This window comes from Microcoleus sp. S13_C3 (assembly GCF_036700905.1).
Classification (GTDB): domain Bacteria; phylum Cyanobacteriota; class Cyanobacteriia; order Cyanobacteriales; family Microcoleaceae; genus Microcoleus.
Genome location: NZ_JAUBPT010000071.1, coordinates 1 through 13,742 on the forward strand (window position 1 = coordinate 1; position 13,742 = coordinate 13,742).

The window sequence follows — 13,742 nt, forward strand, 5'->3', positions numbered from 1 at the left end:
CCGTCCAAAAAGGACGGGCGGGACGCCCATCCCACAATAACAATTAAAATTGTAAGTTATTTAATTCGCGATCCTAACTATCTTGTTGTCTCGCGCAAATAGAACTTTTCCGGCACTCCAGCGGGAAATATCAACTTCGCTAAATGGACGGATAGAAATATGGCTAGGAAATGTGATATTAGCACCTTGTATTCATTTCAAATATTCCCCAACTAAAGATACCAATTGCTCTCTGGTAACAGCAAGTTGCTGCCGCAAAGTATTATTTTGAGAAAACAGGGCTACAAACCCAAAGCCCACAGCTTCTTTAATTTCCGAAGCGTAGATATCATCGGTAGCTATCTCCGAATGGTAGAAAAGCCAGTATTGCCTACGGTATTGGTATTTCCTGCGGTATTGGCTGCGGTATTGGCTGCGGTATTGGTATTGGTATTGGCTGCGGTATTGGCTGCGGTATTGGCTGCGGTGTTGGTATTGGTATTGGCTGCGGTATTGGCTGCGGTATTGCTTCGGTATTGCCTCCGGTATTGCCAATTTCTTCCGGTGCGGGTTGAGTGGTAGTGAAATAAAAGTGACCTAATGTGCGGCCTTGGTAAGCTCTTTTAGTCAAGTGCCAAGCAGGATCGAGAGTGATTTTCATGAAGTCGTTAACATCGCCATTTGTGCGACCGATAATCACCGATTTACCTTGGTAATCTACCGGAGTTCCCATTAGAAGAACATTGCCATCAACAATTTCCAAGCTTAGGGTGTATTTTAATGCTAAATCGGTGCCCGCCATACGAATTGAAAAGCCGTTGCTGTCAGTTGCGCGGCCACAAATACCGGTAAAATCAAAAGTAACTAATAACGGATCGACTTTCACGGGATTAGAGCCGCTTTCGCTCCAGCATTTTCGCTTGTCAGATACTTGTTCTACAATTAGCAATTGGTAGCCGCCGTAAGGGCGGGGTTGGGCGATGACAATTACTCGGTCTTGGTTAATTTCGGTTTCGTCAAAAGTAAATGCTTTAGCCGAACCGATCGCGCCCAGTGTTAAAATTGCTGTACCTGCCAGTGCGGCCACGGTTCGTACAAGTGAATGTTTCATGATTTTTCCCTATTGGCTCCTTATGGTGATGAGACTTATCTAGAATATAAAAAAGTCGCCCTCTTCCAACAACAAGATAGAATTTTACCATCTCTTGTTCCGGTGGTACCAAGTGCGATCGATCGGCGATCGTCACATTGGTTCGTAGTGAGAACTAAAGTCCGAGCGAATTTTATGAGGACTTGAGTCCTTACTACAAACTTATAACCGTTATTTTACCGAGGAACTGGATAAGCAGTTGGGCATCTAAATTGTATTTTCCGGGCGGGCGGGACGCCCACTCCACAAGAATTTGATGGGACTTGACAGTAAAATTTAGATGGGCATGGGCTGATTACTGGCGGGAAACGATCGCACTCTTGGGCAAAAAAACGGTGCGTTACACTCTTGTTAACGCACCCTAAAACAAACATTCAAAAAGCGCCTTTCCTGTCTAGCGGAACATACTACTTACAGAACTATCTTCGTGAATCCGCCAAATAGTTTCTCCGAGCAAATTCGCTACCGAAAGCACCGTCAACTGCTCAAAACGGTTCTCTTCCGGCACAGGAATTGTATTCGTAACAATTACCTCTTCCAAAATCCCGCTAGACAAACGCTCGATCGCCGGAGGCGAAAACACCGCATGAGTAGCACAAGCATAAACCTGCCTCGCACCCTCGCGGCGCAACAATCTCGCACCTTCAGAAATGGTGCCTGCAGTATCGATCATGTCGTCCACCAACACAGCAGTTTTGCCCCTGACATCACCGATGAGGTTCATCACTTCTGCCACGTTGTGAGCTTGGCGGCGCTTGTCAATAATTGCCAGGGGAGCATCACCAAGCTTTTTGGCAAAAGCTCTCGCCCTAGCGACTCCGCCAACATCCGGCGAAACCACAACAATATCCGTCAATTGCTTGCTCGCCAGATAATCCAAAAGCACCGGCGAACCGTAAACGTGATCGAAAGGAATGTCAAAATAACCTTGTATCTGAGCTGAGTGCAAATCCATCGCCAAAACGCGACCTGCCCCAGCTTCCGTAATCAAATTAGCCACTAATTTTGCCGTAATCGACTCTCTTCCGGCCGTTTTGCGGTCAGCCCTAGCATATCCGTAATAGGGAATGACAGCAGTAATTTGTCTAGCCGAAGCGCGGCGACAAGCATCGATCATAATTAACAATTCCATGAGGCGATCGTTTACCGGACAGCAAGTTGGCTGAATCAAGTAAACATCGCAACCCCGAATCGATTCTTGAATTTGAACGTAGAGTTCCCCATCAGCAAACCGCTTGCGAACCATCGGCCCCAAATCAATCCCCAGATAGCGAGCCACCTCTTGGGCGAGGGGAATATTAGCAGAACCGGAGAACAGCCGCAGACGGTCATGAGCGGAAACCGGCGGCTCGGGAAGCGGAAGCGGTAAAGTAGCAGAACGGATCACAGCAGGCCTCTTGCAGGACGTTTATTCCATCGCTATCTTACCATCTGAAACTAGAAATATTCAGCCAATTTTTTAATAGATTTAACATTCGGGGCGACCACAAGTGTGAAGTTAGCCGAATTGAATAGGACTTGCAGAAATACCTCCGAGAAACCGGGTTTCTAGCCCACTTTCGGCACCCTCAACGGTCACAATCGGTTTTTACTTATTTTTATCCAGCAATAAAACTATAAATTATACTTGAATACCGTAGATTAACGGATAAATTACTTTTTAATGGCATAATTTATTACTGTAAAGATAGAGCATTCTGCGTAATTATGCTGTGTGACACCCCCAGGGTGTGGAATGTGGGTTCTAGCGAACTCTGTACTGGCAGAAGTACGATCGCACTTGTGCCCCTGCGCCTAAAAGTTCTGGCGAGAGTCAATTTGGGGGCGAGGCTGCAAACGCAGCCACCCAAAATTCAGTCGAAAGCCGAAGGCATCCGGGTTCAATGCGATAAAAATGCCACCAACAGGCAATAAACTTGAAAAATACTGTAAAAAAAGTTAAGAATCGGAAGCATACTTCAGATTTTTGATATCGGGCAAAGCAAGGTAGAAATCGATGAGCTTAAGAGAACGCATTGACGCAGAAATCAAAGCAGCCATGAAGTCCAAGGACAAAGTTCGCTTGGAAACAGTTCGCGGCATCAAGAAATTTATTCTCGAAAAAGAAGTCAGCCTCCGTCCCTCCGGGCAAGAAACGCTGACAGAAGCTCAAGAAATGGAAATTTTGATGCAAATAGCCAAACAGCGCCGGGATTCGATCGAACAATACCGCAAAGGTGGCCGCGAAGATTTAGTGGCACAAGAAGAAGCGGAGTTAGCAATTGTTGAAGAGTATTTGCCACCGCAAATGTCAGACGAAGAGGTGAGTCAAGTCGTTGACGAAGTGATTGCCTCGGTTGGCGCTACTTCTGCAAAAGATATGGGCAAGGTGATGGGTAAGGCAATGCAGCAGCTTAAGGGCAAAGCAGACGGTAACAGAATTCAAGACATGGTGAAAGCAAAGCTTAGTCAGTAGTCAGTAGTCAGTAGTCAGTAGTCAGTAGTCAGTAGTCAGTAGTCAGTAGTCAGTAGTCAGTTGGCAGTAGTCAGTTGGCAGTAGTCAGTAGTCAGTAGTCAGTAGTCAGTAGTCAGTTGGCAGTAGTCAGTTGGCAGTAGACAGTTGACAGTTGGCATTTGACAGTTGGCAGTTGACAGTAGTCAGTAGACATCTCCCATAAATAATCTCAAGCTTTATAAAGATGTATGGCTTAGGCCGGGGGGCGACAATTTATTAGGGCTAAGGCCAAAAAACCCGGTTTCTACGAAACATCGTGCATTTCTCCCTTGAGATATTGACGCAGAAACCGGGTTTTCGATCGGATATGCGGGTTACAACCTCTGTATTTTCGTGAAAAAACCCGGTTTCTGACCATCATTGCGTCCAAGAATGTCAAAAAAATGTAAAATACTAACTTTGGTCGGGACTGGGGACTACAGATAGTGAAGTATGCTCAAGAGCATTCAAGACCTAGCATTACTAAGTCTGTGAGCGATCGTCTATTTTTTAACAGTTTCTACTTAAACTTATGCAGCCACCTATTGCTATTGGAACTCTCCTACAAAACCGCTACCGCTTGGTGAATATTTTAGGTCAAGGAGGATTTGGCCGGACTTATTTAGTAGAAGATTTGGGACGGTTTCAAGAACGCTGCGCCCTGAAGGAATTGATTCCGGTGCAAAGCGGGCCATACGTTTTGGAAAAATCGAAGGAATTGTTTCAAAGAGAGGCGGCAATACTTTACCAAATTGGGCACCCACAAATTCCCCAGTTTCGGGCAATATTTGAAGAGAACCAGCGTTTGTTTTTAGTGCAGGATTACGTGGAAGGGATGACTTACCGCGAACTGTTGCTCGATCGAACTTCAAATGGTCGCACCTTCACCGAAGCCGAAGTCTTGGTATTTATCCGGCAAATGCTGCCGGTACTCGCTCACATCCACGCCCGCGGCATCATCCACCGCGATATCTCCCCAGAAAATATAATTCGGCGGGAAAACGACCAGTTGCCAGTGCTGATTGACTTTGGAGTGGTGAAGGAACTCGCCACCAAAGTCCAGTCTCCCGAAGGAACAGCCCACGCGACAACTGTCGGTAAAATCGGCTACGCGCCGATGGAACAGTTGCAAAGCGGGCGGGCAACTGCCAGCAGCGACCTCTACGCTTTAGCTGTAACGGCGATCGTCCTGCTGACAGGCAAAGAACCGCAGGAATTGCTCGATCAAACAACGCTGCAGTGGAATTGGCAGCAGCAAGCGCAGGTGAGCACGGGTTTGGCTTTGGTGCTCAATCGGATGTTGAGCCGGTCTCCCGGCGATCGATATCAATCTGTCAGCGAAGTCGCCCAAGCACTCGACGGCCAAACTAATCCTAAACCTAGCCAGCCAACTGTACCGCCCGCGCCAGCAGTGGTACCGACAAACCCTTCGCTAATAGCAACGGTGGCCGTGGGCAGGCCGCCAGATCCCGCCGCCCAGAGTTCCCACCCGCAAAAAAACCAGCCAGATCCGTTAATTGAGCCTGCTGGCGGCTCTTTTTGGGACAATCCCATTGCTGCGATCGGACTGCTGGCCGGTTTAGTAATCTTGACGGGCTTTGGTTCCTGGGCTTTAGTCGGCTCATTTCTCAACAATTCGCGCCCCAAACCCACTCCGACTGCGCCAGCACTTACAAGTCCCACGCCGACACTAACTCCGATACCAAACCCGTTACCTTTGCCAACCCAAACCCCGCAACCTTTGCCAACCCCAAGCCCAGAACCTTTGCCAACCCCAAGCCCAGAACCTTTGCCAGAACCAAGCCCAGCACCTTTGCCAGAACCAAGCCCAGAACCTTTGCCGGAACCAAGCCCAGAACCTTTGCCGGAACCAAGCCCAGAACCTTTGCCGGAACCAAGCCCAGCGCCAACTCCGACACCCAAACCGACGCCCGCGCCAACTCCGACACCCAAACCGACGCCCGCACCAACTCCCGCGCCCAAACCGACACCCAAACCGACGCCCGCGCCAACTCCGACACCCAAACCGACTCCCGCACCAACACCCGCGCCGTCGCCGGAACCTGCCCCAACACCAGCGCCTTCGCCGGAACCTGCCCCAACACCAGCGCCTTCGCCGGAACCTGCCCCAACACCAGCGCCTTCGCCGGAACCTGCACCAACTCCCGCACCTTCGCCGGAACCTGCACCCACACGCGCACCATCGCCGGAACTCTAAACTTCTGGCAAAATTCCCCTAGACTGATGTGGAGGCCAATTACTTGTTAGCTATTTGTCAATGAACTCGCTGCTAATTGCTGGAACTGATACCGACGCGGGCAAAACTGTTTTGACCAGCGCTCTGGCTGCTTATTGGCAAATGTATTTTCCCGATCGCAGTTTGGGACTTATGAAGCTCATGCAAACGGGAACGGGCGATCGCGAACTCTACACCCGTTTGTTTTCCCTCGACCAATCCCCCGAAGAACTCAATCCGCTGCACTTTGATGCGCCTCTAGCACCACCAATTGCCGCCGAACGGGAGGGGAGACGTATCGAACTCGAAAAGGTCTGGACGGCGTGGCAAAGCCTCTCTGAACGCAAGGATTTTGTGTTGGTGGAAGCTTTGGGAGGGCTGGGCTCACCTGTAACGCGGGAACTGACTGTGGCAGATATTGCCAGGGATTGGCGGCTGAGGGGGGTTTTGGTAGTACCTGTGAGGTTGGGGGCCATCGGGCAAGCTGTGGCGAATGTGGCTCTCGCCAGACACACTGGTTTTAAGCTGAGAGGAATTGTGCTCAATTGCGTTAAAGCTTATTCTGAACAAGAAATTGCCGATTTAGCGCCCGTTGATTTGATCCAGTCGCTGACTCAAATACCTGTGTTGGGTATTTTGCCCCATTTAGATGACCCGACTGACCTTGCTAAATTAGCTAAAATTGCTTCAGATTTAGATTTAGAACAGTTACTGCCAGGGGTTAATTTAGTTCCTCAGACTTCTAAATAACCCTATTCTCAACACCTCTCTTTCTCATTCTTCTCTTCCTCTGCGTACTCTGCGTCCTCTGCGGTTCATTAAAAAAAAATCTCCTGCACAACTCAGATAGGATTGAAGAAGATTTTCTTTTAACCGCAGAGAGCGCAGAGAGCACAGAGAAAGAGCCGAGAGAGTTTCACAAATTCTTCAGGGTTGCTATAATTAGTGATTACCATTTATTAAGTGATTAAATCTAAAACCTCATCAAAAAAAAGGAGAATAAAACATGGTTTCTACTTTACCAAATTTAACCTCTGTCGATTTATCTCAATTGCGGCTGGAGATTAGAAATTTGCAGCCTCAGCTAGTCGAATGGCGTCGCCTTTTGCACCAAAACCCGGAGTTGAGTTTTGATGAAAATTTAACGGCGCAGTTTATCTCACAAAAGTTGCAGGAATGGGGAATTGAGCATGAAACTAATATTGCTAAAACTGGTATTGTCGCCACTATAGACAGCGGCAAACCGGGGCGGGTTTTGGCAATTCGGGCGGATATGGATGCTTTGCCTATTCAAGAAGAAAATGAGGTGGATTATCGATCGCAGCATGATGGAATTATGCACGCTTGCGGCCACGACGGCCACACTGCGATCGCCCTCGGTACTGTCTGTTATCTCGCAAAGCACAAACACAGTTTTTCGGGTAAGGTAAAATTTATCTTTCAGCCCGCCGAAGAAGGGCCAGGAGGGGCAAAACCGATGATTGAAGCGGGAGTTTTGAAGAATCCTGATGTTGATGCGATCGTCGGCTTGCATTTGTGGAACAATCTACCTTTAGGCACTGTAGGCGTCCGCAGTGGCGCGCTGATGGCGGCTGTCGAAGTTTTTGACTGCACCATTTTTGGCAAAGGTGGACACGGCGCAATGCCACATCAGACTGTGGACTCGATCGTAGTTACAGCCCAAATTGTCAGCGCTTTGCAGGCAATTGTCGCGCGGAACATTGACCCGATCGACTCAGCGGTAGTAACTGTCGGCAAATTCCAGGCAGGCCACACCCACAACGTCATTGCCGACACCGCTCAAATCGCTGGCACGGTGCGCTATTTCAATCCTGCATATCAAGGTTATTTTGCACAGCGAATCGAGCAAGTAATTGCCGGAATTTGTCAGAGTCACGGGGCAAATTACCAATTAGATTATTGTGCGCTTTATCCGCCAGTTATTAATGATTCAAGAATAGCTGAATTGGTGCGCGACGTGGCAGAAGCAGTTGTAGAAACTCCGGCGGGAATCGTTCCAGAATGTCAAACAATGGGCGGCGAGGATATGTCGTTCTTTTTGCAAGAAGTCCCCGGTTGCTATTTCTTTTTGGGTTCGGCAAATCCAGAGAAAAACTTGGCTTACCCGCACCATCACCCGCGTTTTGATTTTGATGAAACTGCGCTGGGGATGGGTGTAGAAATGTTTGTGCGGTGTGTGGAAAATTTTTGTGTGAATCAATGAAAGATTGTGTCATCCGGTGGGGGCGGGTTTATGAGATTATTGATTTTAGGCAATGATAGTTTGTAAAACCCGCCCCTACAGCAATCATATCTATTTAATTCGATCTCTTGCACCCGCAGTCAAAAAACTGTAGGGGCGGGTTCACCAAAAGATTTAAAGAATGCAGACAGCTTAAATAAACCCGCCCCCACCCCACGCGAGAGTCTTTTTACCGAGTTTGAAAGATATTCTGCACCATTTTTTTATCTACACTCGCCGCCGCCTTATCCAATTCGGCAATCTCCCCTGAGTCTAACTCCCAGCCCAAAGCGCCAATATTATCCCTCGCCTGTGTCGCAGATTTCGCCCCCGGAATCGGAATAGTTTCTTTGCAGATGCACCAGTTGATTGCTACCTGCGAAACAGTCTTGTTTCTGAAGGCCGCTATTTCTCGCAAACATTCCAAAAGCGATCGCATTCCCGGAAGTAGCTGCTTGCACGCCAAACCTCGGATACCTTTAGGAAGAGAGCCGTTTTCGGAATATTTACCCGTCAGCAAACCCAAGGCTAGAGGGCTGTAAGCAATCAATTTTATCCCCAATTCATCGCAAACATCTTTCAACCCGAGTTCTGTCACCGGATAGGTAGAAAGTAGCGAATATTGCACTTGTAAAGTAACAATAGGAATTTGGCGATCGCTAAATCTTTGATGCACCCATTTCAGCCGTTTCGGCCCGTAATTAGACAAGCCCACTCCCTTAACCAATCCTTGCTCATAAAGGTCAGCCAAACCGTCCAAAAGAGCCCCCTCTTGCCAAGGAGCATAATTGGCTGTAGACCAGTGCATTTGCACCAAATCTACATTTTTTCCGAGGCGCGCCGCAGAGGCTTTGCCAGCCGATATCATTGATTGTCGCGTCAGTCTCCAAGGATAAGCAGCCAGTTTTGTCGCAATACAAATACTCTCTTTATTTGCACCTTGATATTGTTGAGAAAACTGACCCAAAAGCTGTTCGCTGCGTCCATTTAATTTCCCAGTTCCGTAAGAGTCGCCGGTATCGAATAAAGTGACACCGTTACTAACACAAAGATTGAAAACTGCTTGCAATTCCTCGTCCATGCTTTCATTGTAGCCCCAAAGCAGTCTGTTGCCCCAAGCCCAAGTGCCGCAGCCCATTTTTGGAAGTAAAATTTTTTGGTTAGTTGGCATTTTTTGATGGTAGTTGTTGGTAATACGGATATTTTATAGGAACATAATTAGGTATCCCCTAGCCCCCAGTATAGCTGTTTCATTCTGCCACAGGCCGCCAGGGACTCAAGTCCCTGTCTAATAGCATAAGTCGGTTAAAACCGACTGAAATAGTAATCTCTATAGCAATCCTAAATGATTTGTGTAATTCTTGTAGGGGCAAACCCCCCGTGGTTGCCCCGCCTTGGCTGGGGTAGGCACTCTTAGCACTACCCCTACATATTTTTACAACTGATGCGAGGATTGCTATATTTTGAAAATTAGAGTTACACATATAGCAATCCTAAGTGATTTTCTAGATATGTAAAATCTGAAAGTCTTGCTATATAAGAAGTCTAGGAAGACAAGAAGGCGTGGTGTTGTGAGACTCAGATCGGATTGCTATATATTCGGCGCTAACTCTATACAAAAACAGCTTTGATAGAATTGCTACAGTCGTCTAAAGACGACTTCAGCTATGAGACAGGGGTTTAAACCCCTGTTGGACTGTCGGACTAATGGCACACCCTACAAAATTACTAATGACTGATGACTCTTTAATTCTTTTACGTGGTTGGTGATGGCGAAGGTGGGCTGTTTTTGGTAGGTTGATCCGGCTTAGCTTTCGGGTCTGGTTTTGGTGGCGCAGGTGGAGGGAAAGTCGCCGCGCGTCTGGGTATTTGTAGCGCTGTTCGGAATGCAGAAGACGGGAAGAAACCGCTAAATTGAGAAAGTCGAACTGCGATAGGTTCTGGTGCATATTCCCACAAGCTTTCGTAGTAGAAGAAAGCGGCGCCTAAGCCGTATTCTTGGACGGCTTGCACCTGAGATTTAATTTGCTGAATCGGTACTGGGTTATTTCTCAAACCTGTCATAATCCCAACTCCGGTGGGAATTTTTTGCTGTGCTTCTTGCATTTCTGGACGGTTAAGCTTGTCTACAAATGATTCTAGATTGGAACGGTAGACTTGCACGATTAGCTCGTCGGCAATATCCAAACGCACCCAAGCCCGCCAATCTTGTAGGTGATGTTTGTAAGCAAACTCGTAGTAATTGGGAGAAATTGAGAAAATGGCATGGGGTTTTACTGCTTTGACGGCTTGATTTAACTGGGACATAAAAGCGGTAATTTTATTGGCTCGCCATTGCACCCATGCTGGGTTTTGAAAATCTTTGGGCGGAGCTTTTTTTGTTTCTTTGGTATACAAAGCAACTGTGTACTCATCGTAACCAAATTCAGACGGCAAACTCATGTGGTCGTCAAATTGAATGCCGTCGGCCTTATATTTAGTGGTGATTTCTAGTACGAGTTCGGTAATGAATTGCTGCACTTCGGGATGAAAGGGATTGAGCCAAACTACTTCGCCACCTGCACCGATTGATGTTTGGCTGCCGTCCTGTTTTTGTGTCAGCCAATCGGGATGATTTAAGGCTAATTCTGATGTGGGAGGAGCCATGAAACCAAACTCAAACCAAGGAATTACTAGCAGGCCTTGGCGGTGAGCTTGAGCTATCAAATCTCCGATCATATCTTGTCCCTCTAACCCTCTGTAAACAAAGGGTTGAATGTCTCTTTGCTGCGCTACATTGCTGGGATACATTGCATAGCCAGAATTCCAGACAACGGGATAGATTGTGTTGAAATTTAACCGTTTTAGTTTGCTGACAGCATCTCCTAGTTTGCGACGATCTCTGAGGATGTCTTTGTCGTTTGTCGTCATCCAAACGCCGCGAATTTCCTGGCGGGGTTGCTGGGCGATCGCCGGAATGAAGTGGTTCGCCAGCAATACTATAATGAATGAGAGGGCAAACAGAAGCGGGAAAAGAGTTTTAATCGATCGCTGCCAACTGCGCGGAATGATGCGTAATGTCATAGTTTTGAATGGTGAGTTAGCTATTGAAACACACCCCGACATAATTTGGTGATAAAATTTGCTCGCTCTACAGTCTACAGCCATTTGCCCTGAATGTGGAATCGGTTAACTGAAATGGGTGCATTGATGTTATGCGATCGCAACTGAGCTCCGTATAATCTCTGAGACAGAGGGTAAGTGACAGCATTCTGTCTAACTCCTGGGAAATTATTAATTACGCACTGCCAGCTATCCTTACCGGACTGTGCTGCCCAAGGAGTGCAAGTGCTGTACAATATCGGTGCTGGAATATCTCGATCGAACATCTGTAATTGTGAAACATTTAGTGTTAATTGGCGGCGGTCACAGTCATGCTATTGTATTAAAAATGTTCGGCCTCAAACCGCTGCCCGGTGTGCGTTTGACTCTGATTAGCGATGTGCTGCACGCGCCTTATTCGGGGATGCTGCCGGGACACGTTGCCGGGTTTTACGATTATGATGAATGTCACATCGATTTGCGATCGCTCGCTGAATTTGCCGGATGTCAAATATTAATCGATCGGGCGATCGCGATCGACCTTAACAAAAATTTAGTTATTTGTCAAACTCGCCCTCCGGTTAATTTTGATGTGCTTTCTGTGGATATCGGCAGCACTCCTGCGACTTTATCTGTACCGGGTGCGGCAGAATATGCAATTGCAGCTAAACCCGTACCGGAGTTTTTAGCTAGCTGGAATCAGTTAATTTCCGAAAGGCAAAACCATCCCGAAAAACCGCTGCGAATTGCCATTGTGGGCGGCGGTGCCGGCGGCGTAGAATTAGCATTAAATATGCAGTTTCGATTGGGGAAGGAAGAAGGAAGAGGGAAGTTCGGCAACGGATTCTGTAACGGATGTAACGGATGTAACGGATGTCAGGAAGAAGGAAGAGGGAAGAAGGAAGAGGGAAGAAGGAAGAGGGAAGAAAATTTAGAAAATTTATCATCAGAAATTCATTTGTTTCATAGCGGTGCTGAATTGATGCCGGGACATAACAAACGGGTGCGTCGCCGCCTGAAAGAAATTTTGATTAGTCGTGGGATTAAACTGCATTTAATGGAAAAAGTTAGTGCTATAGAAAAGCCAGAAACGATTGACATAGAAGATAATCAAGAATGCCCGATGCCCAATGCCCAATGCCCAATGCCCAATGCCAAAATTTCCTGTAAATCAGGTTTAGAATTAGAGTGCGAGATCATTTTTTGGGTGACACAAGCATCGGCAGCCAATTGGATAAGAGAATCCGGTTTAGCAGCAGACTCAAACGGCTTTATGCAAGTCAACGATTGCCTGCAATCAGTCTCTCACCCCAACGTATTTGCGGCTGGCGATATCGCTGCGATGGTTAATTATCCCCGTCCAAAAGCAGGCGTGTTTGCCGTGCGTCAGGGCAAACCGCTGTTTGAAAATTTGCAGCAGTTTTTATTGGAAAAACCGCTGAAACCCTTTGCACCGCAGGAACAATACTTAGGGTTAATTGGTACTGGGAATAAAAGGGCGATCGCATCTCGCGGCAATTTCATGTGGGAATCACGGTTGTTGTGGTATTGGAAAGATTGGATCGATCGCCAATTTATGCAAAAATTTAGCAATCTGCCCAAAACCCGCAATACCAAATAGCAAGACATTCAGATATTTTCCGTTCTTCCTCTGTGTCCTCTGCGTCCTCTGCGGTAAATAAAAAAAGTCTTATTCAAAAACCCTTTAAGCCTGCTATAGTAATATCAGAAGTAAGAAAAACTAACTATGTTCAGAAAAATTGGATTTGGGCTGCTTTGGATTGCATTTATCACCTACGCCTTTGTATTTGCACCACCCGACAGCCCAGAAAAAACCATCACACTAATTACCAATATTTCCACAGGCAAAATAGCAGACATCAACCCTTTAATTGTAGCGTTATTCAACCTCATGGGAGTCTGGCCGCTCATCTACAGTTGCGTCTTATTTGCTGACGGCAGAGGGCAGAAAATACCTGCATGGTTATTTGCCACTTTATCCTTTGGCGTCGGCGCCGTTGCCTTGCTGCCTTATTTAGCCCTGCGCGAACCGAATCCAGAATTTGCCGGTCATAAAAATATCTTTTTAAAGATATTAGACTCCCGTTTTACGGGAATTTTCTTAACATTAGCTGCTGTTGGTTTAGTTGCCTTTGGCTTGACAAAAGGCGATTGGTCTGATTTTGTTCAGCAGTGGCAGACTAGCCGCTTTATCCACGTAATGAGTTTAGATTTTTGTATGCTTTGCCTGCTATTTCCTGCCTTATTAGGAGACGATATGGCGCGCCGAGGAATGCATAACTCTACAGCAGTTTGGGCAGTAACATTAGTACCACTGTTCGGGCCGCTGGCTTATCTGTGTACGCGCAAACCGCTGCCGGAAACTAATACTAAAACTGTTACAAATTAGACAGCAGTGCAGGGGATTTTCAGTTTAATGTATGGATGATCTATCACAAATAATCAGAGAAGAAACAGGCAAGATGCCTGTTTCACAATAAGTAAGTTTTATTGTGGGGAGTAGGGGTTGGGCTTCTAGCCCGCCCATGAAACACTGATTACAAATAGTGCCAAATCTGAG

General features: G+C 47.0%; 12 protein-coding genes. 7 read left to right on the top strand and 5 right to left on the bottom strand.

Features of this window, described 5'->3' with window-relative positions; genetic code table 11:
* Nucleotides 1-370: 370 nt before the first annotated feature.
* Both QUA16_RS19540 and QUA16_RS19545 read right to left on the bottom strand, forming a co-directional pair.
* Entirely contained in the window at nt 371-1,090 is a 720-nt protein-coding gene (locus QUA16_RS19540) for a DUF3747 domain-containing protein (protein WP_333107098.1), read from the bottom strand.
* A 433-nt stretch (nt 1,091-1,523) separates the two neighbouring features.
* Nucleotides 1,524-2,516 (bottom strand): ribose-phosphate pyrophosphokinase, encoded by a 993-nt coding sequence (locus tag QUA16_RS19545; RefSeq protein WP_333107096.1) that lies wholly within the window; start codon nt 2,514-2,516, stop codon nt 1,524-1,526.
* Nucleotides 2,517-2,836: 320 nt separating this feature from the next.
* Here QUA16_RS19545 and QUA16_RS19550 point away from each other — a divergent pair, with 320 nt between their 5' ends.
* The 5 genes from QUA16_RS19550 (at nt 2,837) to QUA16_RS19570 (ending at nt 8,062) form a co-directional block, all read left to right on the top strand.
* Nucleotides 2,837-3,043, top strand: coding sequence for a hypothetical protein (locus QUA16_RS19550; RefSeq protein ID WP_333107095.1), 207 nt, complete (start codon nt 2,837-2,839; stop codon nt 3,041-3,043).
* Between the two features lie 82 nt (nt 3,044-3,125).
* Nucleotides 3,126-3,584, top strand: a complete 459-nt coding sequence (locus QUA16_RS19555) for a GatB/YqeY domain-containing protein (protein WP_333036877.1) — start codon at nt 3,126-3,128, stop codon at nt 3,582-3,584.
* Nucleotides 3,585-4,134: 550 nt separating this feature from the next.
* A complete protein-coding gene (locus tag QUA16_RS19560; protein ID WP_333107094.1) occupies nt 4,135-5,820 on the top strand; it encodes a serine/threonine-protein kinase in 1,686 nt (561 codons plus the stop codon).
* 60 nt (nt 5,821-5,880) lie between these two features.
* A complete protein-coding gene (gene bioD, locus QUA16_RS19565) occupies nt 5,881-6,588 on the top strand; it encodes a dethiobiotin synthase (RefSeq protein WP_333107093.1) in 708 nt (235 codons plus the stop codon).
* Nucleotides 6,589-6,844: 256 nt separating this feature from the next.
* On the top strand, nt 6,845-8,062 hold the full coding sequence (locus tag QUA16_RS19570) for a M20 family metallopeptidase (RefSeq protein WP_333107092.1): 1,218 nt from the start codon (nt 6,845-6,847) through the stop codon (nt 8,060-8,062).
* A 208-nt stretch (nt 8,063-8,270) separates the two neighbouring features.
* Here QUA16_RS19570 and QUA16_RS19575 read toward each other — a convergent pair whose 3' ends face one another.
* The 3 genes from QUA16_RS19575 to QUA16_RS19585 all read right to left on the bottom strand — a co-directional run bounded on the left by QUA16_RS19575 (nt 8,271) and on the right by QUA16_RS19585 (nt 11,448).
* Complete coding sequence (locus QUA16_RS19575) at nt 8,271-9,251, bottom strand: aldo/keto reductase (RefSeq protein WP_333107091.1); 981 nt, start codon at nt 9,249-9,251, stop codon at nt 8,271-8,273.
* 584 nt (nt 9,252-9,835) lie between these two features.
* Nucleotides 9,836-11,227, bottom strand: coding sequence for a glycoside hydrolase family 10 protein (locus QUA16_RS19580; protein WP_333107090.1), 1,392 nt, complete (start codon nt 11,225-11,227; stop codon nt 9,836-9,838).
* A complete protein-coding gene (locus tag QUA16_RS19585; protein ID WP_333107088.1) occupies nt 11,218-11,448 on the bottom strand; it encodes a hypothetical protein in 231 nt (76 codons plus the stop codon). The genes QUA16_RS19580 and QUA16_RS19585 overlap by 10 nt, the downstream gene beginning before the upstream one ends.
* A gap of 8 nt (nt 11,449-11,456) precedes the next feature.
* Here QUA16_RS19585 and QUA16_RS19590 point away from each other — a divergent pair, with 8 nt between their 5' ends.
* Complete coding sequence (locus QUA16_RS19590) at nt 11,457-12,782, top strand: FAD-dependent oxidoreductase (protein ID WP_333107087.1); 1,326 nt, start codon at nt 11,457-11,459, stop codon at nt 12,780-12,782.
* A 126-nt stretch (nt 12,783-12,908) separates the two neighbouring features.
* A complete protein-coding gene (locus QUA16_RS19595; protein ID WP_333107086.1) occupies nt 12,909-13,571 on the top strand; it encodes a DUF2834 domain-containing protein in 663 nt (220 codons plus the stop codon).
* The last annotated feature ends 171 nt before the right edge of the window (nt 13,572-13,742 follow it).